Origin of the sequence: Bradyrhizobium sp. BR13661 (assembly GCF_029892425.1) — a bacterium.
Taxonomy (GTDB): domain Bacteria; phylum Pseudomonadota; class Alphaproteobacteria; order Rhizobiales; family Xanthobacteraceae; genus Bradyrhizobium.
This window is the reverse complement of sequence record NZ_JARXWB010000026.1, coordinates 25103-52085: the sequence shown is the minus strand read 5'-3', so window position 1 is coordinate 52085 and position 26983 is coordinate 25103. Positions and strand designations below refer to the sequence as shown.

The window sequence follows — 26983 nt, the reverse complement described above, 5'->3', positions numbered from 1 at the left end:
CTTGTCCTTGAAGAGAAAAAGGGTGGTTCGGAGTTGCGGGGCTTATATCGGCGCCTTCGCGATCCGGCAAGCGAGGGCCGGATCGCCCCGAAGGGCGCTTCGCCGCAGGTTGGGGGGCGGATTCCAGCATGGATTACAACGATTTCACCCAGATGAACCCAATCTGAAGGGCTTGTCAGGGTTTGGTTCAGCCAGGCTGGCGTAACGTCAGCTCCATCGAAACCAAAGCCTTCCTCCGAGGCGGACCGTTTCGGCGGCCTTTCCATCGACGCGATAGCCCCGCGCCGGCAGTTTTGAGGAGATCATCATGTTGAGGAAACTTACGCTCGCTGCAGTCGCCGCGGTCGCCCTGGGTGCCGCGCTGGCCCCCACCTCGGCCTCCGCTCACTGGCATGGCGGCGGTTGGGGCTGGCACGGCGGTGGCGGCTGGCATCACGGCGGCTGGGGCTGGGGCGGACCGCGCTTCTACGCCGCTCCCGTCGCTTACGGTTACGGTTATGGCGGCTGCTATGTGCGCCGGCTGGTCCCGACCCCCTGGGGACCGCGCTGGCGGCTGGTCAACCGCTGCTACTGAGCGCGACAGCACATTCCTTGGTTACCCGAGGTACTGTTCCCCCCCCTGCAGTACCTTCCAAGAGAGGCCCCGGTGTTCCCCCCACCGGGGCCTTGCATTTGGGCAGACACGACAAATTCATACAATTTTTACTAGAATCCCGGCCGTTCCCAACGCCTGGCGAAACCATTCTGGGGGCCAATGACTTGGTACCGTGTCGTTACTTTGAACACACGGAACCTGCCAATGACTGGCCTTTTCGCCGATGACAGCGAACAGATCGACCGGCGCACCAGCCGCTCGATTTGCGATGCCGTGGGCGAACGGCTTCAGCAGAGCCTTCGTCCCGAGCCCCGGCTCCCGACGCATCTCGAGGAGCTGGTCAAGGAGCTGAGGAAGCTCGACCGCGACGGCAGCGCGCACTGACGCACGGTCACAGAAAAACGGGTTGCGTTTGGCTCCGGCTGCGGTGACAAGGCCGCATGCTCACCATCACCGACCTCACCATCCGCCTCGCCGGACGCCTTCTGATCGACAATAGCTCCGTGCAGATCACGCCCGGCTCGCGCGTCGGCATGGTCGGACGCAACGGCACCGGCAAATCGACGCTGTTCAAGGTGATCCGCGGCGAGCTTTCGGCCGAGCACGGCGCGGTGACGCTGCCGCCCCGCTGGCGCGTCGGCAGCCTGGCGCAGGAAGCGCCGAACGGGCCCGAAAGCCTGATCTCGGTCGTGCTCAAGGCCGATCTCGAGCGCGACGCGCTGCTTCACGAAGCTGAGAGCGCGACCGATCCGCACCGGATCGCGGAGATCCAGACCCGGCTCGTCGACATCGATGCGCACTCCGCGCCCGCGCGCGCGGCCGCGATCCTCTCCGGCCTCGGTTTCTCCGCCGCCGACCAGCTGCGCCCCTGTGCCGAATTTTCCGGCGGCTGGCGCATGCGCGTCGCGCTCGCCGCTACGCTCTTCGCGGCGCCCGATTTGTTGCTGCTTGACGAGCCCACCAACTATCTCGACCTCGAGGGCACGCTGTGGCTGGAGGACCACCTCGCGCATTATCCGCGCACGGTGATCGTGATCAGCCACGACCGCGACCTGCTGGAGAGCTCGGTCGACCAGATCCTGCACCTGGAGCGCGGCAAGCTCACGCTCTACAAGGGCACCTACTCCTCCTTCGAGGAGCAGCGTGCCGCGCGCGAGCTGCTCGATGCCAAAGCCGTCAAGCGGCAGGAGGCCGAGCGCGCCCGCCTGCAGGCCTTCGTCGATCGCTTCAAGGCCAAGGCGTCCAAGGCGCGCCAGGCCCAGTCCCGCGTGAAAATGCTGGAGCGGCTCAAGCCGATCACCGCGCTCGTCACCGAGGACGTGCGCGAGATCACCTTTCCGGCGCCGGAGAAACTGCTGTCGCCGCCGATCATCGCCGTCGACAATGCCTCCGTCGGCTACGATCCGGCAACGCCGGTGCTCAGCCGCGTGACGCTGCGCATCGACAATGACGACCGCATCGCGCTGTTAGGTGCCAACGGCAATGGCAAATCGACCCTCGTCAAGCTGCTCGCCGGACGCCTCGCGCCCTTCTCCGGCAAGGTCACGCGGGCCGACAAGCTGTCGATCGCCTATTTCGCGCAGCACCAGCTCGACGAGCTGAACGAGGACGCCTCCGCCTACGATCACGTCCGCAAGCTGATGGGCGATGCGCCCGAAGCGAAAGTGCGCGCCCGCGCCGGCGCGATCGGCTTTTCCGGCAAGGCGGCCGACACCAAGGCAGGCAAACTCTCGGGCGGCGAGAAGGCGCGGCTGCTGTTGGGGCTTGCGACCTTCTTCGGCCCGAACATGATCATCCTGGACGAGCCGACCAACCATCTCGACATCGACAGCCGCGCAGCACTGGCGGAAGCCATCAACGAGTTTCCCGGCGCGATCATCATGGTCTCGCATGACCGCTATCTGATCGAGGCCTGCGCCGACCAGCTCTGGATCGTCGCCGACCGCACCGTGACCAATTACGATGGCGACCTCGACGAGTACCGCCGCCTGGTGCTGTCCTCACGCAACGCCGAACCCGCCCCACGCGAGCGCAGCGCTCAAATCGAAAAGCCGCAGCGTCCGAAGTCGGACAATCGCGGCTCGCTCAAGAAGCGCATCGCGGAAGCTGAAAGCGAGATCGCGAGGGTCACCGACATCATCGCCAAGATCGACACCGCGCTGGCCCTCCCCGACATTTTCACACGGGATCCAAAGCAGGCCGCGCAACTGTCAAAGGCGCGAGCGAATGCGGCTGATGCACTGGCGCGCGCGGAGGAGCAATGGCTCGAGGCGAGCACGCAGTTCGACGAGGCGGCGGGCTGATTCAAGAACTGCAAAACAACCCCATGCACAGTAGCCGGGGCACCTCCGGCCGCGCGTCGGCCAAACGTCGCAGCCAATTGAAATAGCTTGAATAACTCGCCAAACCTATCGCTCACGCATGATGTCGTGCCGGTAGCGCTGCAGCGGCGACAGCAGATAGCTCAAGATGGTGCGCGAGCCGGTCCTGATCTCCGCGGTGACCGCCATTCCCGGGGTCAGGCCGACGATGCGGTCGTCCACCTTCATTTGCGTGCGATCGAGCGAGATGGTCGCGCTGTAGCTGAGCTCCTGCCCGTTGGGCTCGCTGGTATCGCGTTGCGTGCCCTGCGCGCGGTCGCCGCGCTCCGGCGGACGATCACGAATGATGGCATCCTGCGAGACGCTGACGACGCGGCCTTGCAGCAGGCCGTAGCGGGTGAAGTTGAAGGTATCGATCTTGATCGCGGCGCCCTGCCCGGCCTCGACGAAACCGATATCACGGTTGGAGATCATCGCCTCGATCTCGAGGTGCGTGTCCGACGGCACGATCACAAGCAGCGACTGCGCCGGCGTGACCACGCCGCCGACGGTGTGAACCGCAAGCTGCTGCACCACGCCGTCAACCGGTGACATCAGTCGCTGCAGACTCGTCTTCTGCTCCGCTTTGATCAGGTCCCGCGCAATGCCATTCGCTTTCTGCTCACTCTTGGCAAGTTCGTCGGACAGGCTCTTGCGATATTCCGCCGCCGCCTGGATGCGGGTCTCGCGGATCGCCGCGACGGCTGCCTCGGCCTCCTTCAAGTGGCTGCGCTGGACACCGAGCTCTTCCTGCTGCTCGATCTGGAGCTGAAGTGTCTCGAAATAGGTCAGCTTCGAGCCGATCTCCTTCTCCATCAACGTGCGGCGGATATCGACGCGCTGCTGGGTGACCGGGAGCAATGCATCCAGCTTGTGAATCGTCGCCGCGATCGTCTGATGCTCGGCCTCCTTCTGAGCTTCCTGGCCTGCAAGCGCCGCGAGCTTGGCGCGGTGCTCGCCGACCTGGCTGGTCAGAAGCTGCTGCTGCGTCGCGACCAGCAACGGATCGGCGTCCGCTGGCGGAATAAGCTTGGCTGCGTCATCTTCACGGGCGGCCAGCGCGGCGCGGAGGCGCGCGATGTTGAGCCGTTCGGCCATGAGGTCGTCGTGCAGATGATCGCGCTCGGCAGCATTCACGGTCGGATCGAGCTCGATCAGCACGTCGCCCGATTTGACCGCCTGCCCGTCTTGCACATGGATGGCGCGCACCACGCCGGTCTCGAACGGCTGCACCACCTTGCTGCGCCCGCTTGATACGACCTTGCCGGTCGCAGACGCCACGATGTCGATCGTGCCCCATGCGGACCAGGCGATCGCCGCACAGACCAGCGCCATCAGCGCAAACGCGATGGCGCGGCCGATCGGCGACGGCGGCGTTTCCGTGATTTCCAGCGCCGCTGGCAGAAAAGCGGCTTCTTCGGCCCGCCGGTTGTTCGCGCTCCTGAAGAGAACGACCGTCTCCTGCGGCTTACAGGCCGGCGCCGTGCTAGCCGACCTCATAGATGCCTCCCTGAAGGCGATGCAGCGAGGCATAGCGGCCGCCGTTCCTGATGAGCGCGTCGTGCGTGCCGTCCTCGACCAGACGTCCCCGCTCCAGCGTGAAGATACGGTCCGCGCCGCGCACGGTGGAGAGACGATGCGCGATGATCAGGACGGTGCGGCCCTTGGCGATGTCCTTCATGTTGTCGTGGATGATGCGCTCGCTCTCATAGTCGAGCGCGCTGGTGGCCTCGTCGAAGATCAGGATGCGGGGACTGGTCACCAGTGCGCGGGCGATCGCGACGCGCTGGCGCTGCCCGCCCGAGAGCGTCGAACCGCGCTCGCCGACCACGGTGTCGTAGCCTTCGGGTAGCTCCAGAATGAAATCATGCGCGCCGGCGAGCCTTGCCGCCTCCATGATGCGGTCCATCGGCAGGGTCGGATCGGCGAGCGCGATGTTGTCCCGCACCGAGCGATTGAACAGCATGTTCTCCTGTAGAACGACACCGATCTGCCGCCGCAGCCAGGACGGGTCGGTCATCACCAGATCCGTGCCGTCGATCAGCACGCGTCCGCCCTGCGGCACGTAGAGCCGTTGGACCAGTTTGGCAAAGGTGCTCTTGCCCGAGCCCGACGAACCGACGATGCCGACAGTTTGCCCCGCTGGAATATCGAACGAGACGTCATGCAGGATTTCCGGCCCGTCAAGCCGATAGCGGAACGCGACGTGCTCGAAGCGGATATTGCCGCGAAGCGGAGGCAGCCCTGCGCGGCCGGCGGAGTAAGCCGGCTCCGCAGCGCTGTTGAGAATGTCGCCCAGCCGGGCAATCGAGAGTCGCGCCTGGTGAAAATCCTGCCACACCTGCGCCAGCCGCAACACCGGCGCGGAGACGCGCCCCGCAAAGATGTTGAAGGCCACAAGCTCGCCCACGGTCAAGATGTCCCCGATGACGAGACGTGCGCCGACATAAAGGATGGCAGCGGTGACAACCTTGCTGACGAATTGCACGAGCTGACTCGCGGTGTTGCCGAGGCTGGTGACACCAAAGCTCGCGGAGACGTAAGCTGCGAGTTGCTCTTCCCAGCGGCGCTGCATCTGCGGTTCGACGGCCATCGCCTTCAGCGTCTCAATGCCGCTGACACTCTCGACCAGAAAAGCCTGGTTCTCGGCACCGCGGCGGAATTTCTCCTCCAGCCGGCGCCGGAACAGCGGCGTCGCCACCGCCGAGATCGCGATGTAGAGCGGGAACGAGGCCAGCACGATGCAGGTCATCAGCGGCGAATAGGCGACCATGACCGCCAGAAACACCGAGGTGAAGAACAGATCGATCAACAGCGTCAGGGACGATGAGGTGATGAAATTGCGGATGTTCTCGAGCTCGCGAACCCGCGCCACGGAATCGCCGACACGCCGGGCCTGAAACCAGGCCATCGGCAGCGCGAGCAGATGGTTGAACAGGCGCGCGCCCAGCTCGACATCGATGCGGTTGGTCGTGTGCGAGAACAGGTAATTGCGGAGAATCCCGAGCACTGTGTCGAACAGCGAGACGACGACCAGGCCGATGACGAGCACGTCGAGCGTGGATAGCGAGCGATGCACCAGGACCTTGTCGATCACGACCTGGAAGAACAGCGGCCAGCGCGAAGAGCTGCAGGAAGAACGAGGCGGCCACCACCTCGCCCAGCAGCCGCCGGTATTTGCCGATCGCACCGATGAACCAGGTGATGTCGAACCGGCGCCCGAGATCCGATAGCCCGGCGCGTCGGGTCATCAGGATCAACCCGCCGTCCCAGAGCGCGCACAGCTCGTCGCGCTCCATGAACACTGGCCGCTGCGCTTGCGGCGACTGCACCAGCACTTCATCAGAGGATGCTTTCGCGATGACCATAAAACTGCCGTCACGCAGCATCGCGATCGCCGGCAGCGGGCTGTCTGCGAGACGGCTCCACTGCGTCCGGTAGGTCCGGGCCTTCAGTCCGAGCGATCTGGCGCAGCGGACAATGTCCGCAGCGCCAAAGCTTGCCGCGCCCAGCCGATGCCTGAGCTGGTCGCGGTCGGCAGCCACGCCTTGCATGTGAAGCAAGGTCAGGAGCGCGTCGAGCCCCGTATCTGTCGAGACCGCATTCGTCGTCATGGGCATCCTCCAGACCGGAGCAGCGGATCAGGCGTGCTGCGGCGGAGCGAGCGTCTGGGTCTGCGCGGCATGGGGATCTGCCAGAGGCATCGCGCCATGGTTATCGCCAGCAGGAACGAAGCTCGCCGCCATGGCCTGGTTGAGCAGCATTGCTGCCGCCATCGCCGCGCCGTCCTGGATCAGGACGTTGTTGCCGGGGCCACCATCGAGGATGTCCTGACCAGGGCCGCCGATCAACACATCGTCGCCAGCGCCACCCGTCAACGTATCGTTGCCGGAGCCGCCAATCAGGACGTCATCACCGTTGCCGCCATTGGCGACGAGCTGAATGCCGCCCTGCAGGCCCGACGCGTTGATGACGTCGTCGCCATCGAGGCCGTTAATGACGAGCCTGTCGCCCGCGCCGGCATTGGTGATGTTGATGTCCTGGCCAAGGCCTGACACCGTGATGATGCCGTCGTGCTCGGTCACCGTGATGACGTCATTGCCGGCGCTTCCATTGATGGTCACGGTGTCAGCGGCGCCGTCATTGGCGCCGAGGTCAAGGTTGACCTGGTTCACGCCGGTGCCGGAGAGATCATTGACGGTGATGTTGTCCGCACCGCCCAGGGCATTGAAGTTGATATGCTCGATGCCGTTCAGGTCCATCGCGATGGAGGCAACGTCGCGGGTGAACAGCACCCGCCCACCATTGGCCGAGATGTTGACGTTCTCGCTGACGTTGGCACCGTTGAACTGCAGCGTATCGGTACCCTTGCCGCCTTCGACGGTGTCGCTGCCGTCGCCGGGGTTCCAGACGAAGGTGTCGTCACCAGCACCGAGATTGGCGACATCGTTGCCGTGGCCACCGTTCACGATGTCATTGCCGGCGCTGCCGGTGATGGTGTCGTTGCCATCACCGCCATTGATGTTGAGGCTGAGCGGCTGGCCGGCCTTGATCGCGGAGGCATCGATGACGTCGTTGCCGCCGCCGCCGTTGACGGCGAGCACGTCACCGGCGTCGGCGTGCGCGATCGTGACCTGCGCGGCGAGGCCGTTGACGACGATCGATCCACCTGAGGCCGTGACCTTGATGGTGTCATCGCCCGCGGTGCCGTTCACCGTCACGTGGTCCGCCGCACCGTCACCGCTCTGGCTGCCCGGGCCGGCGCCGAGGTCGATCGCGACCTGCGTGACATCCGTGCCGGTGAGGTCGCCGACATTGATGTTGTCGGCACCGCCCGCAGCCGCGATTTGCACGCGTTCGACACCATCGAGGTCCATGGTGACGGCGCCGACGTCACGGGTGAGAAGCGCGCGGCTTCCGTTCGCCGAGATCGACATGTTCTCGGCTACGTTGGAGCCGTTGAACACCAGCGTATCCGTTCCCGCCTGGCCTTCAACGACGTCGCTGCCGTCACCGGGGTTCCAAACATAGGTGTCATCGCCCGCGCCGAGGAAGGCGACATCGTTGCCGCGGCCGCCGGTAATCTTGTCGTTGCCGTCACCGCCGATCAGGGTGTCGTTGCCCTGGCTGCCGGTGATCGTGTCATTCCCCGTACCGCCGTCTAGGGTCAGTCCGATCACCGCAGCGAGCGCGGATGCATCGATGACGTCGTTGCCACCGAGCGCCTGGATGACCAGCCGGTCGTTGGCAGCCTCTGCATTCGCGATGGTCACGACTTCCGGCAGTCCCGTCACGGTGACGGTGGTGCCCACGGCCGTGACAGCGATGTGCTGATTGCCGTTGGTCCCGTTGACGGTCACCGTATCAGCTGCGCCATCGCCTTGCGTCCCGCCCGGGGCAGCTCCGAGATCGACGAGAACCTCCTTTACGCCGGTGCCGGTGAGATCGCCGACGGTAACGTTGTCGGCCCCTCCGCGGGCGTCGAACTCGATCTGCTCGATGCTGTTGAGGTCCATCGTGATGTTGGCAACGTCGCGGGTGAAGCGGACCCTGTTGCCATTGGTGGCAATGTTGATGTTTTCGGCGATGTTGGCGCCGTTGAAAACGAGCTTGTCGTTGCCGGATCCGCCTTCCACGGTGTCACTGCCGTCGCCGGGATTCCAGATGAAGGTGTCATCGCCGCTCCCGAGCTGGGCGACGTCGTTGCCGCGTCCGCCGCTGACGATGTCGTTGCCGGAGCCCCCGATCAGGAGATCATTTCCGTCGCCGCCGGTGATCCGGTCATTGCCGGCGCCGCCATCGAGCGTCAGCGAGATCAGGCTGCCGAGACCGTTGCCTGCGGTAATGACATCGTCACTGTCGCCGGCGTGCAGCACGAGATTCTCGGTCGTGCCGATATCGAGCGAGAATGGCGCGCCGTCGCCCGACCCGTCGAAACGCACACGGGTGCCGTTCGCGGTGATGGTGAAGGTCTCGGCGGCATTGCTGCCGTTGATCTGCGCCGTGTCGTTGCCGTCGCCACCTTCGAAGACATTACTGCCGCCGCCGGGATTCCAGATCATGAGATCGTCGCCGGCCTCGCCGAACAACTGGTTGTTGCCGCTGCCGCCGTCGAGCACGTCGTTACCCGCGCCGCCGAACAGCAGATCGTTGCCGCCGCCGCCCTTGATGACATCGTCGCCAGCCTGTCCGAATAGCAGATCATTTCCCGAGCCGCCGGTGATCCTGTCATTGCCGTCGCCGCCGAAGATGTTCACCGCGGGCATTGGGCCGTGGCTTTCGTTGACGGTGATCGTGTCGTTGCCGCTCTGACCGAAGATGTCGATCTCGTTGGTGTTGGCAATTGTGGGATCGCCACCGATCGTCTTCACGTGCCCGTTATTGACAAGGATGCGGCCGGACTTGTCGCGCCCAATCACGAGGCCGTTATTGGCGCTGTCGCCGAAAATCGTGAGCTGCCCGGTAATCGGGGAAAAAACGGAGGTGGTGGACATCCAAATATCCTTCGATCGATCTAGCCCCTCCTTTCGAGGCATAGCAGGCGCAAACATCACATTCTTGAAGCGGAGCTTGAGATGCGCGTGATTATTCTGGAGATTCTCTCTAGATTTGCTGCGGGCCGGCTTTGGACATCACTGGATGTGATGGCGCGCACATTGGGGAGGCGCGGCCCGCCCCTCAAGGCGCGAACGCAATATGACGAAGCTTTGGAGAGTTATCGCCCCGTGAAGCTCAGCGAACGCCTGTGATCGAAGCGGTTCGACTCGCTGCCGCGCAACGCGCCCACGCGAATAGATATGCGTTGAGAGTCGGCATCTGCAAATATCTGTCGAAGCACAGCGGCCCCGATGGCTCGAGGCGAGCGCGCAATTCGACAAAGCCGCGGGGTAAATTCACAGTCGGCACGATAGCGCTTTAGGCGTGCAAAGAGGGCCACCCGGCCCTCTTTGCTTATTGCTGTTGTGCGTCAGCGCACCTTCGGCACGTCCTGCTCCTTGCGCGGGATCACAATGTTTCCGCGCGGTGGCGGGGTGACCCCGATGTGCGGTGGCACCACACCGATATGCGGTGGCACCACGCCGATGTTCGGTGGCGGTGTGACGCCGATATGCGGCGGTGGCGGCGTAATGCCGATATGCGGCGGCGGCGTGATGCCGACATGCGGGGGTGGCACCACAACGCCCTTCGGCGGAGGCACCACGACAGGCGGCACCGTGACGGTCGGCGGCGCCACGTGTGGCAGCGGCGCGGTCCCCACGCAGGCACGGCGGTTCGCGTCCGGATGCTGGCCGGGCGGGCAGCAGACGCCGTCGAGCGTCGCCTGGCTCGCCAGACAGCAGCCGCCGCCGGACAGTTGGACGTAGCCCGGGAAGCAGCCGGATGCAGGCTGGCTGCCGCTGACACACTTCTGGCCGTCGAAGGTCTGTCCTGTCGGGCAGAAGCAGGCCGGCGCGGCCCCGGCGGCGGCGATACCAGGCGACGACGGACAGCACTGGCCGTTGGCCTTCTGCACCGTATTGCTTGGGCAGGGCGGCTGCTGCATGCAGGCGCCGGTCAGCGGGCTTGCGACCGTTCCGGCCGGACAAGCCTGACAGCTACCGTCAGCTTGCGGCTTGGTGCCGGACGGGCAGCAGATGCCGGTGTTGCTGATCTGCTGTTGCGGACAGGACGGCAACCAGCCGTACTGGCCGCAGGTCCCGTCGGGTTGCGGTGTCTGGCCGGCCGGACAGCAGATGCCCTTCGACGTCAGCTGGCCGATCGGGCAAACCTGCTGCTGGCCGCCGCAGCTGCCGTCGGGTTGCGGGAACTGGCCCTGCGGACAGCACTGGCCCGACGAGGTCAATTGCTGCGGCGGACATTGCTGCAGCTTGCTCGGACCGCAACTGCCGTCGGGTTGCGGTTTCTCGTTCGCGGGGCAGCACTTGCCGGTCGAGCTCAATTGCTGCGGCGGGCAGAAGTTCTGGAGCGTGCCGCACTGGCCGTTGGGCAGCGGGATCTGGCCCTGCGGGCAGCATTGGCCGGTCGACGTGATTTGCTGCGGCGGACAGCTCAGCTGCAGCGGCGGGCCGCAGATGCCGAAGGCGTTCGGCACCATGCCGTTCGGGCAGCACTGCGTGACCGGGAACGCGAGCGAGGTGCCCGAGCACAGCTCGTGACACTGGCCATCGAGTCCGATCTGCTCAATGCCGCCGTTGGGCCCGGGTTGCGGACACATCTTCTGCTGCGGCGTCGCATCGCAAGTGTAGTCGGTCCACAAGTCCTGGCCGTCGTGCTTGGCCGGGATGAGGGTGTAGCCGGCCGGGCACTGCGCGCCGGGCGGCTTGGCACACATTCCGTCGATAGCATTGGGAGGAACGGGCGTGCCGTTCGCGCAGGTCAGGTTGTTGGGATCGATATTGTTGGGATCGGCCGGCGCGTTGAGGCCCAAATAGCAGAGCTGAACAGAAGCCGGATCGGTAGCGCCGTTGGCGCAGACCGAAGCGCACTGGCCACCCGGTCCCGGCACTTGCATGTACGGGCAACATTGGAGGCCGGTTTGCTGCGTGGTGCCGGGCGGGCAGCTGCAGGGCTGGCCGGGCAAGCAGGTGCATCCGTGCGGTCCGGGCCAAGGACAGAACGGTCCGGCCGGCGGCAGCGGCAGGCCGATGCCAAAGCCCGGGAACCAAGGCCGCCACGCCGGCGGCAAGTGCAGCGTCAACCGCTCGCAGCTGCGCGGAATCGCGATGTCGCCGATCTGACCGCGCGCGGCCGGATCGTCGAAGCGGTCGTCCTTGTCGATGAAATAGCTCGACCATGGTGGCACGTTGGCGGGCGCGACGAGCTCGATGTCGTTGCCCTGCACGCCGTTGACGTTGGCCGGGCCGCCGAGCGAAAGCCGCAGCGTGGTCGCAACGTCGTTGGCGACGCGCAGACGCTCGCCGCTCGACCACAAGAAGCCGCCGCAGCTTGCGCGGTCGATCGCGCCGTCTGTCGTGTAGCGATAACCGATCGCGATGCCGCCATTGCCGTTGGTCATCTGCGCGGGGAATCCGATCGCATAATGATCAGGCTGGGCCTGCCAATACGGACCGCCGGGATTGCCGGTCGAGACCGGGCCGTAACGCAACACGCGCGAGACGCCCTCTTGCGCCAGCGCGATCATGGCGTAGTCGCCGGTCGGCGACGCGCGCTCGGCGAGCAACATGTGGCCGCGCGCGTCGAACACGATCTTGGAGATTTCGGTCGGCGCCAGGCTGGGCGGCACCGTCACCTCGATCCGCGGATCCTTGCCGAAGCTGCCGCCGGCAATCGACACCGACCATACCTGGAGGCCTTCGGCGACGGCATAATAGAGGCGGCCGTCATGCACCGCCAACCCGAACACGAGCCGCGACGCCGGGGCATAGCGCCAGGTCGACGGATTCTCGGTCGAGAAGGCAGGCGCAGTGATGTCGAGCCGGAATGCCGGATTGTAGGGCACCGGCTGCGCGCCGGCCGCGGGGCGGCCCTGCGCGCCATGATCGAAGCGGCCGCGCTCCGTTCCGTCGAGGCCGAATTGATGGATCATGCCGGTGGCGCGATCGGCGACGAACAGCGATTGCGATGCGGCGTCGAAGGCAAGGCCGCCGAGCGCCGGACCGGGATTGGCAGTGCCGTTGAGTGCGACATTGGCAAACAACTGCGCCTGCCCGCTCGTGCCGTCGATGCGCCAGATCGAGCCGGGACCGCCGGGCGCCGGACCGAACAGGCCGGACATGAAGAAGGCATTGGGCGCGCCCTGCTTGACGCGATCGGGCAGACCATCGCCGTCCTTGTCCGGCACCACGATCGGCAGGCCGTAGGCCGATGTCGCCGCGACATAGACGTTTGGCGGACTGGCATTATCGAGCGCGACGCCGAACACCTGGCCGACCTGCGCCGCAGTAACCGCAAACGGCTTCGGCGCGGTCACCACTTGCGCCTGCGGCGGCCCGCCCATGCTCTGCAGATCGATCACGCGCAACGACACGCCGTTGGGATCGATGTAAGTTTTATCGAGCGGATCGACGCCGGGCGCCACCACCACCGGTGGCGTCACACCGGAGAAGCCGGTCAGCGCCGCGTTGCCGTCGGCCACCACTTGCGCAATCGCCGGCGCTGCGGGTGCAAGCGAGAGCCCCAGCAGGACGAGGAACGCCGACATGCTTCGTTGCATGAGAGTGGGTATTGCGCGCTTGCGAGCCGGATGAACCAGATCCGATGACACGGTAGGACGCACTGTGCCGACGGGTTGCTCTAGCGTTGAACGATGTCCGACCGCAAATCGCATGGCTGCCTCCATGGTACGAGCGCGCAACGATAGCGAGCGCACCGAGGCTTTGATTTGATCCAGCGCAAGAGGCAGGCGCGATCAAATCGATACGGCGATTTCGTCGTATGTGAATCTAACCGAATAAAATCGCTCCGGATTTGACGATGGCGTCGCGCCGATCGATGCAACGCCGCACAAACTTCACAATTGGATATACAATCCATGATTGTACTTCCAATTCCTTCGTCTTTCTCCACGGCCTCGACCACGCGGCCGCGAGTTCGCGCGGCCTCATGCGCAGTCCCCAACGATCTGAATGCCGTCAACGTAACCGTTCAAGCGAGGCGTTCGATAGAGTCCCGCTGCGCGCCAATGGGAAACGTAAAGGGGCCGCAGAATTTGCTGCGCCACGTCGCGCATCGTGCAGCTCCGTGCTACGAAGCAGGCACTGACCTTTTCGGCCAAAGTATTTTCAATAGATGATTTTGAGGGAGATTCCAGATGTCGTCACCCGAACCGATCAAATTCACCGACGGCGCAGCTTACGAGCGTTTCATGGCGCCCTGGAGCCGCTCGGCCGGGACGCTATTCCTCGACTGGCTGGCACCTCGCCCGGGACTGGCCTGGGCGGATATCGGCGCCGGCAACGGTGCGTTCACCGAGCTCCTTCTTGCGAAATCCGCCCCGTCGTCCGTTTCCGCGATCGATCCGTCCGACGCGCAGATTGCGACTGCGCGCCAAAAGTTCGCGGCAAAGCCGGTCGAGCTCTCGATTGGCGATGCGATGGCCCTTCCCTACGACTCCAACCGCTTCGATGCCGCTGTGATGGCGCTCGTGCTGTTCTTCGTGCCCGATGCGCGCAAGGGTGCTTCGGAAATGGTCCGCGTCACCAAGCCCGGCGGCATGGTCGCGTCCTACACCTGGGACATCATGCGGGGCGGAACGCCGACGCAGCCGCTGTGGGAAGAACTGGATGCGCTCGGCGTTCCCGCAGCACGGCCGCCGAGCGCGGACATCTCGCGTTTCGAGATGCTCAAAGCGCTTTGGGCGGATCTCGGGCTGCGCGAGATCGAAACCCGCGAGCTGGTCGTCGAGCGAACCTTCACTGACTTCGACGACTATTGGCTATCGATGGTAGTGAGCAGCCCGAGCGGCGTCGTGGGCAAGCTCTCGGAAGCCCAGGCCGCGGAACTCAAAGGCCGGCTGCGGGCGCGACTGCCAGCGAGCGTGTCCGGAGCGATCACGGTTCACGCCTCGGCCACCGCGATCAAGGGGCGCAAGGCCGCGTGATGGCCAGCACGAGCGGATGCTGCTGATCGCGTTGATCGGCGCAACTGGAGGGCCGACGGCGCGTTACGTCGCCGCCTTCTTCTTCGCCTTCGGCTTCACCGGCTTCGCAGCGACCGGTGCCTCGGGCGTACCCTCGATCGCGGACAGACGCCCCGAGGTAAACGTGTAGATGCCCGCGCGCGGACCCGTCGTCCATGTCACCACTGCGACGCGGCGGCCAGCGGCATCGCTGGAGAGATTGACGGTCGAGGGCGCGCCGATGCCGCGCACCACGTCGCATTCGGTGTGACCGAGCGCGACCGTGCCGCCCACGGGCGCCGGTGCCGTGGTCGACGCGTTGGCGTCGGCAGGTCCTGATGGCGGTGCCATGCCGGGGCAAGCGCCGTCGGCGCTGACGAGATCCTCAGCTCCGACAGGCTTGTCGGGGGTCAGCGGCGGCGACTCGATCGAGATGTTCTTGATGAAGAAGCGGCTCGGCTTGTTGAACCACTCGGCGTCCTTGGCAGATGCCAGCATATTGGTTGCGCCCGAGCAGCCCGCAAGCAGCGGCGCGACGGCAGCCAACGCAACTATGAGCGACTTTGGAAGCTTTTGATGTCGCACGATAAACCAAATTCCCCACGTCAAGGAGTAGCTCCAAGCGCCTGTCCCAACATCACTTTGCGGCACGAAGGTGGCCGAAACCAGTCTGCCCGCGAAAGTCCAAATTATCATTAATCGCGACAGGCCGCTAATTCCGCCGCTGCCACCGGCCACGTTCATCGGCCTGCCAATAGGTGACCTCAAATCCGCGCGTCTTGCAATCCGTCCAGGTGCTGCGGGCCGCCGCGAGGGCATCCGGATCGTCGCCGTTGAACAGCAGCACCATCCGCTCATAGGCCTGCGCGTCGTCGGGCATTGCGGCATTGTCCACCAGGAATCGAACGTTGGCGCCGTTCGGATTGTCCGGCTCGATCGCCAGCACGATCGGCTGATCGGCCACATCGCCCACCCGCCATGTCGCGTGCGGCAGGAAGGAATCGTCGCGATAGGTCCATAAATGCGCGTCCAGCGCATCGGCGCGCTCCGGCGACGTCGACTGCACCACGACCCGCCAGCCGCGCTCGAGCGATTTCTCGAGAAGCGGCGGCAAGACGTTCTCAACCGTCATGTTTTGCAGATGGTAGAACAGAACCTCAGTCATCTCATGTCATTTGCGCTCGTAGTGATCCGCCACCAGGCGATCCAGCAGCCGGACGCCGTAGCCGCTTGCCCAGCTCTGGTTGATGTCGGTCTTGGGCGCGCCCATCGCGGTGCCGGCGATATCGAGATGAGCCCAGGGCGTGCCGTCGACGAAGCGCTGCAGGAACTGCGCCGCCGTGATCGAGCCGCCGTGGCGGCCGCCGGTATTCTTCATGTCGGCGAACTGGGAATCGATCAGCTTGTCGTATTCGGGGCCGAGCGGCAGGCGCCAGACCTTCTCGCCGCTCTCGATGCCGGCCGCGAGCAAGCGCTGGGCGAGCTCGTCGTTGTTCGAGAACATGCCGGCATGATCGGTGCCGAGCGCGACCACGATGGCGCCGGTGAGCGTCGCCAGATCCACCATGAATTTCGGCTTGGTCTTCTTGGCCACATACCAGAGCACGTCGGCCAGCACGAGACGGCCCTCGGCGTCGGTGTTGATGATCTCGATGGTCTGGCCCGACATCGAGGTCACGATGTCGCCAGGCCGCTGCGCGTTGCCATCAGGCATGTTCTCGACGAGGCCGATGGCGCCGACCACATTGACCTTGGCTTTGCGCGCCGCGAGCGCGTGCATGAGGCCGACGACGCAGGCCGCACCGCCCATGTCACCCTTCATGTCCTCCATGCTGCCGGCCGGCTTGATCGAAATGCCGCCGGTATCGAAGCAGACGCCCTTGCCGACAAAGGCGACCGGCGCATCACCCTTCTTGCCGCCGTCCCAGCGCATGATCACGGTGCGGCTCGGCCGCGCCGAGCCCTGGCCGACGCCGAGCAACGCGCCCATGCCGAGCTTCTGCATCGCCTTGACGTCCAGCACCTCGATCTTGACGCCGAGCTTGCGCAGCTGACTGGCGCGGCGCGCGAACTCCTCGGGATACAGCACGTTCGGCGGCTCATTGACGAGGTCGCGCGCGATGATGACGCCGTCGACGACCGCACCGGCTGCGGCAAATGCTTTCTTCGCCGCGGCCACGTCGTCGACCGCCAGCGAGACATCGGCGCGTAGCGCGCCCTCCTCGCCGTCCTTCTTCTTGGTCTTGTAGCGGTCGAACTTGTAGCCGCGCAGCCGCAGGCCCGAGGCGATCGCAACCGCCTGCTCGGTGCTCATGGCGCCCTCGGGCAGTTCCGCCACGATGCTCATGGATGCGGAACCCGCCTTGAGCTTGCCGGCCGCGATGCCGCCGAATTTGAGGAAGTCATTGCCCTTCAGGCCTGACACCTTCCCGGTCCCGATCACGATCAAGCGCTCGGCCTTCAGACCTTCGGGAGCCAGGATGTCCAGGGCCGCGCCATTTTTACCTTTGAAAGCGGCGGCGGCCGCCGCCCGCTTCACGAGCTCAGCTGCCCCACCCAACGTCTTTGATGTCGCCGGGCCAACCTTCAGAGCGTCGTCACAGAACACGACCAGAATGCCACGGGCGGCGGTAGCTAACGGGACGAAGCCGACCTTGATGGCATCGGACATGGGTAACTCCTTAAAAACATGAGGCTTTTTGCCTATCAACTGATGCGGCCGGGGCCCGAGCTGAACGGCGATTCACTCGTCTCTCTCCCACTATGGGCGAGAAGCGCGGTCGATGCCAAGCACGCCCGTGGCCGGGACGCCACATCGAGGGAAATATTAACCATATAAAGAGGGTGCCATGGGTCGGCCATTTTGTTGACGGATCAAAGGGATGGTAGTGAGAGAGTGAGCCTCCGGATGAGGTGATTGGCCGGCCTTGGGGATCCCTGTCTGGGGATTGGTCGGACAGCCCGAATTCCGGTGCGCGTTGGGGACTTGGTGGGATTCGTGCGGTAGCGCATGGGGTCAATCGACAGGTATATTTTCCGCACGACGCTGGCGTCGTTTGCGCTCGTCCTGGTCAGCCTCACCGGCGTGATCTGGATTACGCAGGCGTTGCGCGGCATCGACCTGATGACAAGCCAGGGTCAGACCATCATGACCTTCCTCGGCATCACCAGCCTCGTCATCCCGGCGCTGGTGCTGATCATCTCGCCGATCGCGCTGATGATCGCGATCTCGCACACGCTGAACAAGCTCGCGACCGATTCCGAGATCATCGTGATGAATGCCGCCGGCTTCTCGCCGTTCCGGCTGTTCTATCCGTTCTTCTACGCGACCTGCGTGGTGGCACTGCTGGTCGCCTTCATCGCCGCCTATCTCGCGCCCGACGGCATGCGGCGGATCAAGCAATGGGACGCCGAGATCACCGCCGACGTGCTCACCAACATCCTGCAGCCCGGCCGCTTCGCCCAACTCGACAAGAATCTCACGATCCGGATCCGCGAGCGGCTGCCCGGCGGCCTGCTCGCCGGCATCTTCATCGACGACCGCCGCGATCCGAACGAGCGCGTCTCGATCGTCGCCGAGCACGGCGATGTCGTGAAGAACGAGAACGGAACGTTCCTGGTGCTGAGGGACGGCAATCTGGAGCGTTTCGAAGTCGGCAAGCGGGATCCTGCGCTGGTGACATTCGCCAGCAACGCCTTCGACATGTCGAAGTTCGGCAACCAGGGCCATGACGTCACCCTCGGCATTCGCGAACGCTATCTGTGGGAGCTGTTCTCGCCGTCCGAGGACGATCCCGTTTACAAGCAGATCCCCGGCCAGTTCCGTTCGGCTTTGCATGACAGCCTGCTGGCGCCGATCTATCCCTTCGCCTTCGCCGTGCTGACCTTCGCCTTCCTCGGCGCCCCCCGCACCACGCGCCAGAGCCGCAATTTCTCGATCGGCTCCTCGATCCTCGCCGTATTCGGCCTGCGCATGGCGGGCTTTGCCTGCTCGGTCATGGCGGTGAAATCGCCGGGCGCGGTGCTCGTTCAATACGTGATGGTGTTAGGTGCCATCGGCGTCGGGCTGTGGATGATCATCGGCGGCATCGTGGTCGAGCCGCCGCCCGGCCTGATGGAGGCCATCAACAAATCGAACGCGCGTATCGCGCGGCTGTTCGGACGGCCGGCCGTCGCATGAGCATGCTCACCAACACGCTCGGGCGCTATTTCGCCGGCCGCTTCGTGGTCGCCGCACTCGGCGTGTTCGCAAGCATTTTCCTGCTGCTGGTGCTCGTCGACTACATCGAGATGGTGCGCAAGACCTCGGGGCTCGCATCCGCCTCCGCGATCATGGTGGCCGAGACGTCGCTGTTCAGGGTGCCGCAGCTGCTGGAAAAGCTGACGCCGTTCTGCATGCTGATCGGCGCCATGATCTGCTACCTCGACCTCTCTCGCCGGCTCGAGCTCGTGGTCGCTCGCGCCGCCGGCATCTCGGCCTGGCAAATCGTGGCGCCGGCGCTCGGCAGCGCGCTGCTGATCGGCGTGATCGCCACCGTCGCCTACAATCCGACGTCGGCGAACCTGCGTGAGCTCTCCAAGCGCATGGAAGCCGAGCTGTTCGGCTCGGCGCCCGGTGGCGGCATCCAGGATGCCTCCGGCTTCTGGCTCAACCAGGTCACCAGCGACGGCCAGACCATCATCAACGCGGCGCGCAGCGAGCAGCAGGGTGTGCGGCTGACCGGCCTCACGCTGTTCCGGTTTGACACACAGCAGCATTTCAAGGAGCGGGTCGAGGCGCGCGAGGCGACGCTCGAATCCGGTCATTGGCTGTTCAAGGGCGTGCGCCGCTACACACTCGACTCGCCCCCGGTCGATCAGGCCAGCCTTGAGATTCCGACGACGCTGACCGAGGCGCAGGTCAGGAACAGCTTTTCCACACCCGAGACTGTGTCCTTTTGGCAACTACCGGGCTACATCAGCTCATCCGAGAGCTCAGGGTTCGCGACAGCCGGATATCGACTCCAGTATCACAAGCTGCTGGCACAGCCGTTTTTGCTCGCCGCCATGGTGATGCTCGCGGCCTCCGTGTCGCTGCGCTTCTTCCGGATGGGCGGCGTACAGAAGATGGTTTTGAGTGGCGTGGGCGCAGGCTTTCTGCTCTACGTTTTGTCGAAAGTGACTGAAGACTTGAGCAAGGCTGAGTTGATGCATCCGATCGCTGCGGCGTGGTTGCCCGTGGTGGTGGGCGGCCTCACCGGATTCTTGGCCTTGCTGTATCAGGAGGACGGTTAGTGACTGCCGTCCGCAGAGGACCCGTGTCTGGATTGGCGTTGCGCACCCTCGTGCGCGCGAACGGATACGGCTTGTCTGTGCGCAGGCTCCTGCTCGCCCTCGTCGCGACCGTATCGCTCGCCGGAATGATGGATCTTGCCACGGTGGCGCCGGCCGCTGCGCAGAGCTTCACCTACAATCCGCTGCCGCCGCGTCCGAAGCCGCCGAAGGCCGCCAATGACGGGCAGATGCTCGTGCAGGCGACCGAGGTCGATTACGACTACAACAATTCGCGCGTCTCGGCGGTCGGCAACGTTCAGCTGTTCTACAACGGCACCAGCGTCGAGGCCGACAGGGTCATCTACGACCAGAAGACCAAGCGGCTGCATGCCGAGGGCAACATCCGCATGACGGATACCGACGGCAAGATCACCTATGCCGAGATCCTGGATCTCTCCGACGACTACCGCGACGGCTTCGTCGATTCGCTGCGCGTGGACACCGCCGACCAGACCCGCATGGCCGCGACCCGCTCCGACCGCTCGAACGGCAACTACACGGTGTTCGAGAACGGCGTCTACACGGCCTGCGCGCCATGTAAGGACGATCCGAAGAAGCCACCGCTCTGGCAGGTCAAGGGTGCCCGCATCATCCACGACCAGCAGGAGAAGATGCTGTATTTCGAGACGGCGCAGCTCGAATTCTTCGGCGTGCCGATCGCCTACATGCCCTATTTCTCGACACCCGACCCGACCGTGAAGCGCAAGACCGGCTTCCTGATGCCGGGCTTCACGTCGAACTCGCCGTTCGGCTACGGCGTCGAAGTTCCGTTCTACTGGGCGATCGCGCCCGACATGGACGCAACCTTCAATCCGCGCATCACCTCCAGGCAGGGCGTGCTGTTCCAGGGCGAGTTCCGGCAGCGCCTGCTGGACGGCGCGTATCAGATCCGAGTCTACGGCATCGACCAGCTCAACCCCGGCGCGCTCGCCGGCCAACCCGGCGACCGTCAGTTCCGCGGCGCCGTCGACACCAAGGGTCAGTTCGCGCTGAACGACAAGTGGGTCTGGGGCTGGGACGGCGTCGTCATGTCCGACTACTACTTCTTCTCGGACTATCGCTTGTCGCAATACCGCGATCCGCTGGGCTCGTTCCTGTACCTGCCGACCGACGCGTTGTCGCAGCTGTATCTGACCGGCGTCGGCAATCGCAGCTTCTTCGATGCGCGGACGATGTACTGGCTGAGCTACTCGGGCAACCAGCAGCAGGTCCCGGTCGTCTATCCCGTGATCGATTACTCGAACGTGCTCAACTATCCGGTCTTCGGCGGCGAGTTCTCCTACAAGACCAACTTCGTCAATCTGACGCGTAACGACGCGGTGTTCGACCCGATCACGACGGCGGCCAACACCAACGGCCTGTGCACGACGACCTCGGCCGATCCGCTCGCGCGCACGCCCACGCAGTGCCTGCTGCGCGGCTTCCCCGGCACCTACACCCGACTGACGGCGGAGGCGCAGTGGCGCAAGTCCTTCACCGATCCGTTCGGTGAGATCTGGACGCCGTTCGCGATCCTGCGCGCCGACGCGATCAACTCCGACGTCTCCAACCAGCCAGGCGTGTCGAACTACCTGCCCGTCGGCAACACCCAGGCGTTCCGCCTGATGCCGACCGTCGGCCTCGAATACCGCTATCCCTTCATCAACATTCAGCCCTGGGGCTCGACCACGGTCGAGCCGATCGCGCAGGTCATCATTCGCCCGAACGAAACCTATGCCGGCAAGCTTCCGAACGAGGATGCGCAGAGCATGGTGTTCGACGCCTCGAACCTGTTCAGCGTCGACAAGTTCTCCGGCTATGACCGCGTCGAAGGCGGCGGCCGCGCCAATGTCGGCGTGCAGTCGACCACGCAGTTCGACAGGGGCGGCGCCGTCAAGGTCCTGTTCGGCCAGTCCTACCAGCTGTTCGGCATGAACTCCTTCGCGGTGCAGGACTCCATCAATACCGGCATCAATTCCGGCCTCGACAAGCCGCGCTCGGACTACGTGGCGAGCGCCAGCTACTCGCCCAACAGCACCTACACGTTCAGTGCCCGCTCCCGCATGGACGAGCAGACCTGGAACATCCAGCGCTTCGAGGCGGAAGGCCGCGCCAACTTCAATCGCTGGTCGGTCAGCATGATGTACGGCAATTACGCGCCGCAACCGGAACTCGGCTATCTGACCCGCCGCGCGGGCATCCTGACCTCGGGCTCGATCAAGGTCGCGACCAACTGGGTGGTGACGGGCTCGGCGCGCTGGGACCTCGAGGCCAACAAGATCAACCAATATGTGCTCGGCGCCGGCTATGTCGACGATTGCTTCGTGCTGGCGGCGAACTACGTGACTTCCTACAGCTATTCCGCCGGCACCGCGCCGCCCGTGCTGAGCCATGCGTTCATGTTCCAGATCGGCTTGCGCACGCTGGCGACCTCGACGGGAAGCAGCAGTTCCGGCATCCAGTAAACCCGTCCAAAATGCCGGCCGCCTGTTCCCGATCGCAGGATCATCTCGGCTGACATGCGAGCGACAACGATGACGACCTCAATGCCCGCCTTTCGCCTTCTTCTCGTCCTGGGGACCGTGCTGGGCGCTACGCTGACCCTCGCCGGCACGCCGGCGCGGGCACAGAACATCGTCGTCATGGTCAACGGCGATCCCATCACCGATTTCGACATCGAGCAGCGCTCCAAGCTCGAGCAGCTGACGACGCAGAAGACGCCGAGCCGTCAGGACGTCATCAACACGCTGATCGACGACAAGATCAAGCTGAAGGAAGGCAAGAAATACGGTGTCGATCCCGGCGTTTCCGACGTCAACCAGTCCTACGACGGCATGGCGCAGCGCATGCGCATCTCGCCGGAGATGCTGACCAAGTCACTTGAGGTCAAGGGCGTGCGCCCGGAAACCCTCAAGAACCGCATGAAGTCCGAGATGGTCTGGACCAGTCTCGTGCGCGGCCGTTTCAAGGAGAAGCTGATCGTCGGCGAAAAGGAAGTCGCCGACAAGGTGCGGGAGGGCGGCACCGAGAAGCTCCAGATCGAGGGCACCGAATACAAGATGCAGCCGATCGTGCTGATTGTGCCACGCGGCTCGTCTGCGGCGTTCCAGGAGACGCGGATGAAGGAAGCAGAGCAATATCGCGCGCGCGTCGCCAGCTGCGAGGAAGCCAGTTCGCTGTTCCTGTCGACCCCGAACGCCACCGTCCGCGAGAGTGTCACCAAGACGACCTCGGACCTTCCGGAGGCGCTGCGCAAGGTGCTCGACGACACCCCGATCGGTCATATGACCGCGCCCGAGGTGACCAAGGCGGGGATCGAGATGGTGGTGCTGTGCTCGCGCAAGCCGACCACGATCGACACGCCGAAGAAGCGCGAGATTCAGCAGAAGATGTATGTGGAGAAGTACGAGAAGGCCCAGAAGGCCTATCTCGACGAGCTCCGCAAAGCGGCGATGATCGAATATCGCAACCGCTGATGGCCGCTCCCGCAAAGCCCCTCGCACTCACGCTCGGAGAGCCCGCCGGCATCGGCCCCGACATCGCCATCGCAGCCTGGCTCAGGCGCCGCGAGCTGGGCCTTCCCGCTTTCTATTTGCTTGGCGACGAAGCGCTCATCGCACAGCGCGCCAGCACGCTCGGCGCCGGGATCAGCATCGCTGCAGTGAGCCCGGGCGAGGCCGCAAATTCCTTTGCCGAGGCCCTGCCCGTGGTTGCGACCGGAGAGCGTGCCACCGCCGGGCCCGGCAAGCCCGACGTATCGAGCGCTCCGGCCGCGCTCGCCTCGATCCGCCAGGCGGTCGCAGACGTTCGTGAGGGGCGCGCCAGCGCCGTCGTCACCAACCCGATTGCCAAGAGCGTGCTCTACCGTGCCGGCTTCCGCCATCCCGGCCACACCGAATTCCTCGCCGAGCTCGCAGGCATCGACGGCCACGTGCCGCAGCCCGTGATGATGCTGTGGTCACCGCGGCTTGCCGTGGTGCCGGTGACCATCCACGTGTCCCTGCGCGATGCGCTGACCCAGCTCACGAGCGACCTCATCGTCTCGACCGTGCGCATCGTTGCGGCCGAGCTCAAATCCCGTTTCGGCATTGCGCGGCCGCGCATCGCAATTTCCGGTCTCAATCCGCATGCCGGCGAGGACGGCTCGCTCGGTCATGAAGAGCAGACCGTGATCACGCCGGCGCTCAAGGTCCTGCGCAACGACGGCATCGACGCCAGGGGACCGCTGCCCGCCGACACCATGTTCCACGAAGCCGCGCGCAACACCTATGACTGCGCGGTATGCATGTATCACGACCAGGCGCTGATCCCGATCAAGACGGTCGCTTTCGACGATGCCGTCAACGTCACGCTCGGCCTGCCCTTCATCCGCACCTCGCCCGATCACGGCACCGCCTTCGATATCGCAGGGACCGGGAAGGCGAACCCGGCGAGCCTGATCGCGGCGCTCAAGCTTGCCAGCCGCATGGCGGCTGTAAATACCTGATGAGCGCGATCGACGACCTCCCGCCGCTTCGCGAGGTCATCCGCCAGCACGCCTTGTCGGCCCGCAAATCGCTCGGCCAGAATTTTCTGCTCGACCTCAATCTCACCGCGCGCATCGCCCGCGCGGCCGCGCCGCTCGACCAAAGCACCATCGTCGAGATCGGCCCCGGTCCGGGCGGACTGACGCGCGCACTGCTTGCACTCGGTGCCAGGCGCGTCATCGCCATCGAGCATGACGAGCGGGCCATTCCCGCCCTGCAGGATATTTCCGCGCGCTATCCTGATCGACTCGAGATCGTGCATGGCGATGCCATGACCTTCGACCCGCGCCCGCTGCTCGCTGGCGAGCGCGCGAAGATCGTCGCCAACCTGCCCTACAACATCGCGACCCAGCTTCTGATCAACTGGCTGACCATCGAGCCCTGGCCGCCCTGGTACGACATGATGGTGCTGATGTTTCAACGCGAGGTCGGCGAGCGCATCGTCGCGCACGAGGACGAGGAGGCCTATGGCCGTCTCGGAGTGCTCGCCAACTGGCGCTGCGAGACGAAAATCCTGTTCGATATTGCGCCGTCCGCTTTCGTGCCGCCGCCGAAGGTCACCTCTTCGGTCGTGCGCCTCACACCTCGCACCGAGCCGCTGCCCTGCGATCGCAAAATGCTCGAGCAGGTCGCCGCCGCAGCGTTCGGGCAGCGCCGCAAAATGCTGCGGCAGAGCCTGAAATCGCTGGGTGTCGATCCCGCTCGGCTCGCGCAAGCCGCCGGCGTCGATGCGACGCGGCGTGCGGAGACGATCCCCATCGCAGGCTTTGTTGCCATGGCGCGTGAATTGGCCGATATACGCAGCGAGGCTGAGTAACAAGAATTTCGGAGGAAGGAATATGGCGTTGATGCGTCGGCAGTCGCTGGTCAAGTTCGATGCACCGTTGTGCGAGACCATCGTCGATACGCCCAAGCCGCAAGGTGCCGAGGTGCTGGTGCGCATCGAGCGCTGCGGCCTCTGCCATTCCGACCTGCACATCCAGGACGGCTATGCCGATCTCGGCGGCGGCAAGAAGCTGGACACGACGCGCGGCATGACGCTGCCCTTCACGCTCGGCCACGAGATCGCCGGCGTCGTCGACGAAGTCGGCCCCGACGTGCCGGCGAGCCTGGTCGGTTCGAAGAAGGCGGTATTCCCCTGGATCGGCTGCGGCCAGTGCCGTGACTGCAAGAACGGCGACGAGAACCTCTGCGCCAGGCAGCGCTTCCTCGGCGTCTCCATCGACGGCGGCTTCGCCACCCATGTGCTGGTGCCCGACGCGAAATATCTGCTCGATTACGATCCCCTGCCCGTCAACCAGGCCGCGACGCTGATGTGCTCGGGCGTCACCGCCTATGGCGCGCTCAAGCGCCTGGTCGACCGTCCGCGCCAGCGCAATCTCTTGCTGGTCGGCCTCGGCGGCGTCGGCATGATGGGCCTGTCGTTCGCGCAAGCCATGTTCAAGCAGCCGATCACGGTCGCCGATCTCAGCCCGGCCGCGCGCGAGACCGCGCTGAAGAACGGCGCTTCAGTCGCCTACGATCCGTCCGAGCCCGACGTGATCAAGCGCATTCTGAAGGAGACCGACGGCGGCTTCGACGAGGTCGTCGACTTCGCCGGCAATGAGAAGTCGATGGCGTTCGCGGTGGCCGTCGCCGCCCGTGGCGGCAAGGTCGTCGTCTCCGGCCTGATGGGTGGCCAGTTCACGCTGCCGATGGTGCAATGGGTCTACAAGCGCCTCACCGTCGAGGGCTTCATGGTCGGCACGCTCGCGGAGGCGCACGAGTTGATGGCGCTCGCCCGCGCCGGCAAGATCAAGCCGACGCCGATGCGCGAAGAGCCGATGGGCGACGTCCAGAAATGGATCGACGAATTGCGCGCCGGCAAGGTGGTCGGCCGCATCGTGCTCAAGAACTGAGTTTCGGCTGGCGGCGGGGTGCACGTCTCGCCGCCGCACACGGAACGGCTGCGGCCGCACCGCGTTGGCAGCGCATGTCCATTCGCTGTACGGTCGAGAGCGCATTCTTCATTGCCTGGAGCTTCCTCGAGAAGACCGGCGAGCTCGGGCCGCCTGACAGCTCGGCAAACGTCATTCTCGATGCGATCGAAGCGCAGCTCAGAACCGGCGAGCGCCGGCCGCTGATGCTCGCCAACCGAGCGATCGAGGCGTACCGGCGCGCGAACCGACTGGCGGCGGCGCGCGAGGCTCGCCTCGGATAGTGGCCGCAGGCCATCCCAGTGTACCTGTGTTCACTGTTGAACAGAGCGGGGCGTTCCGTTTTCGAAACATCCGGTGTTCTCCGGTGAAGAACAGAGTTCGAAGCGTGGCGGACAGGCAACACGGCGGGCGAAGCACTGACTGACGGCGAGGTCTCCGCGCAGATCCCTTCGATCCCAAAATTGGAACACAGCGAAACGTCTGCGCGTTGAAACCAGGAGGGGGATGGAAGAGAGGAGACACGAGCTTGGTCAATCTCGGCAAATGGTACGATCCAATCTCCGAGCGCTGGATCGCACCGCGTGAACTCCGCTCTGTAGCTCCCTCACCCCATGCCAGCGAGAACCACGTGCTCGAGACGCGGAGGTCCATCGAGATCCAGCGCATCTGGCGCCTGCTGGTCGATTGCTGCGCAAGCAAGTGATGCCCCGGCG

The 26983-nt window shown here is 64.8% G+C and carries 20 protein-coding genes and 1 pseudogene; 14 read left to right on the top strand and 7 right to left on the bottom strand.

Annotation, left to right across the window (positions count from 1 at the left end):
- The first annotated feature begins 307 nt into the window (after positions 1 to 307).
- The 3 genes from M2427_RS31680 to M2427_RS31670 all read left to right on the top strand — a co-directional run bounded on the left by M2427_RS31680 (position 308) and on the right by M2427_RS31670 (position 2898).
- Positions 308 to 574: a sulfur globule protein precursor gene (locus tag M2427_RS31680; protein ID WP_280710734.1), complete on the top strand. Its 267-nt coding sequence runs from the start codon at positions 308 to 310 to the stop codon at positions 572 to 574.
- Positions 575 to 799: 225 nt separating this feature from the next.
- A complete protein-coding gene (locus tag M2427_RS31675; RefSeq protein ID WP_280710733.1) occupies positions 800 to 979 on the top strand; it encodes a hypothetical protein in 180 nt (59 codons plus the stop codon).
- A 56-nt stretch (positions 980 to 1035) separates the two neighbouring features.
- Positions 1036 to 2898, top strand: a complete 1863-nt coding sequence (locus M2427_RS31670) for an ABC-F family ATP-binding cassette domain-containing protein (RefSeq protein ID WP_280710732.1) — start codon at positions 1036 to 1038, stop codon at positions 2896 to 2898.
- A gap of 105 nt (positions 2899 to 3003) precedes the next feature.
- Here the strand turns inward: M2427_RS31670 and M2427_RS31665 are convergent, their stop codons facing one another.
- The 3 genes and pseudogenes from M2427_RS31665 to M2427_RS31655 all read right to left on the bottom strand — a co-directional run bounded on the left by M2427_RS31665 (position 3004) and on the right by M2427_RS31655 (position 9449).
- Entirely contained in the window at positions 3004 to 4455 is a 1452-nt protein-coding gene (locus M2427_RS31665) for an HlyD family type I secretion periplasmic adaptor subunit (protein WP_280710731.1), read from the bottom strand.
- A pseudogene (locus M2427_RS31660) lies at positions 4442 to 6569 on the bottom strand (type I secretion system permease/ATPase). Before M2427_RS31660 ends, M2427_RS31665 begins: the two are co-directional and overlap by 14 nt.
- Before the next feature lie 27 nt (positions 6570 to 6596).
- Entirely contained in the window at positions 6597 to 9449 is a 2853-nt protein-coding gene (locus M2427_RS31655) for a calcium-binding protein (RefSeq protein ID WP_280710730.1), read from the bottom strand.
- A gap of 81 nt (positions 9450 to 9530) precedes the next feature.
- On the opposite strand from M2427_RS31655, the gene M2427_RS31650 reads away from it, so the two are divergent.
- Positions 9531 to 9704 (top strand): hypothetical protein, encoded by a 174-nt coding sequence (locus tag M2427_RS31650; protein ID WP_280710729.1) that lies wholly within the window; start codon positions 9531 to 9533, stop codon positions 9702 to 9704.
- Positions 9705 to 9922: 218 nt separating this feature from the next.
- Here M2427_RS31650 and M2427_RS31645 read toward each other — a convergent pair whose 3' ends face one another.
- A complete protein-coding gene (locus tag M2427_RS31645) occupies positions 9923 to 13117 on the bottom strand; it encodes a hypothetical protein (protein ID WP_280710728.1) in 3195 nt (1064 codons plus the stop codon).
- Between the two features lie 609 nt (positions 13118 to 13726).
- On the opposite strand from M2427_RS31645, the gene M2427_RS31640 reads away from it, so the two are divergent.
- Positions 13727 to 14515 (top strand): class I SAM-dependent methyltransferase, encoded by a 789-nt coding sequence (locus M2427_RS31640; protein ID WP_280710727.1) that lies wholly within the window; start codon positions 13727 to 13729, stop codon positions 14513 to 14515.
- A 63-nt stretch (positions 14516 to 14578) separates the two neighbouring features.
- Here M2427_RS31640 and M2427_RS31635 read toward each other — a convergent pair whose 3' ends face one another.
- The 3 genes from M2427_RS31635 to M2427_RS31625 form a co-directional block, all read right to left on the bottom strand.
- Entirely contained in the window at positions 14579 to 15079 is a 501-nt protein-coding gene (locus tag M2427_RS31635) for a hypothetical protein (protein WP_280710797.1), read from the bottom strand.
- Between the two features lie 166 nt (positions 15080 to 15245).
- The gene (locus M2427_RS31630; protein WP_280710726.1) at positions 15246 to 15698 is read right to left on the bottom strand and encodes a DNA polymerase III subunit chi; all 453 of its coding nucleotides are present in this window, start codon (positions 15696 to 15698) and stop codon (positions 15246 to 15248) included.
- 6 nt (positions 15699 to 15704) lie between these two features.
- A complete protein-coding gene (locus tag M2427_RS31625) occupies positions 15705 to 17204 on the bottom strand; it encodes a leucyl aminopeptidase (RefSeq protein ID WP_280710725.1) in 1500 nt (499 codons plus the stop codon).
- A 339-nt stretch (positions 17205 to 17543) separates the two neighbouring features.
- Here M2427_RS31625 and lptF point away from each other — a divergent pair, with 339 nt between their 5' ends.
- The 9 genes from lptF (at position 17544) to M2427_RS31580 (ending at position 26973) form a co-directional block, all read left to right on the top strand.
- A complete protein-coding gene (lptF, locus tag M2427_RS31620; RefSeq protein WP_280710724.1) occupies positions 17544 to 18713 on the top strand; it encodes an LPS export ABC transporter permease LptF in 1170 nt (389 codons plus the stop codon).
- On the top strand, positions 18710 to 19807 hold the full coding sequence (gene lptG, locus M2427_RS31615) for an LPS export ABC transporter permease LptG (RefSeq protein ID WP_280710723.1): 1098 nt from the start codon (positions 18710 to 18712) through the stop codon (positions 19805 to 19807). Before lptF ends, lptG begins: the two co-directional genes overlap by 4 nt.
- 125 nt (positions 19808 to 19932) lie before the next feature.
- On the top strand, positions 19933 to 22290 hold the full coding sequence (locus M2427_RS31610) for an LPS-assembly protein LptD (RefSeq protein ID WP_280710796.1): 2358 nt from the start codon (positions 19933 to 19935) through the stop codon (positions 22288 to 22290).
- Between the two features lie 69 nt (positions 22291 to 22359).
- Positions 22360 to 23301 carry a SurA N-terminal domain-containing protein gene (locus M2427_RS31605; RefSeq protein ID WP_280710722.1) on the top strand — a complete coding sequence of 314 codons (942 nt, stop codon included), beginning with the start codon at positions 22360 to 22362 and terminating at the stop codon, positions 23299 to 23301.
- On the top strand, positions 23301 to 24311 hold the full coding sequence (gene pdxA / locus M2427_RS31600; protein ID WP_280710721.1) for a 4-hydroxythreonine-4-phosphate dehydrogenase PdxA: 1011 nt from the start codon (positions 23301 to 23303) through the stop codon (positions 24309 to 24311). The genes M2427_RS31605 and pdxA overlap by 1 nt, the downstream gene beginning before the upstream one ends.
- Positions 24311 to 25168, top strand: coding sequence for a 16S rRNA (adenine(1518)-N(6)/adenine(1519)-N(6))-dimethyltransferase RsmA (rsmA, locus tag M2427_RS31595; RefSeq protein ID WP_280710720.1), 858 nt, complete (start codon positions 24311 to 24313; stop codon positions 25166 to 25168). The genes pdxA and rsmA overlap by 1 nt, the downstream gene beginning before the upstream one ends.
- A gap of 22 nt (positions 25169 to 25190) precedes the next feature.
- Positions 25191 to 26249, top strand: coding sequence for an alcohol dehydrogenase (locus M2427_RS31590; protein ID WP_280710719.1), 1059 nt, complete (start codon positions 25191 to 25193; stop codon positions 26247 to 26249).
- A gap of 74 nt (positions 26250 to 26323) precedes the next feature.
- Positions 26324 to 26551, top strand: a complete 228-nt coding sequence (locus tag M2427_RS31585; RefSeq protein WP_280710718.1) for a hypothetical protein — start codon at positions 26324 to 26326, stop codon at positions 26549 to 26551.
- A gap of 245 nt (positions 26552 to 26796) precedes the next feature.
- Positions 26797 to 26973, top strand: a complete 177-nt coding sequence (locus M2427_RS31580) for a hypothetical protein (protein WP_280710717.1) — start codon at positions 26797 to 26799, stop codon at positions 26971 to 26973.
- The last annotated feature ends 10 nt before the right edge of the window (positions 26974 to 26983 follow it).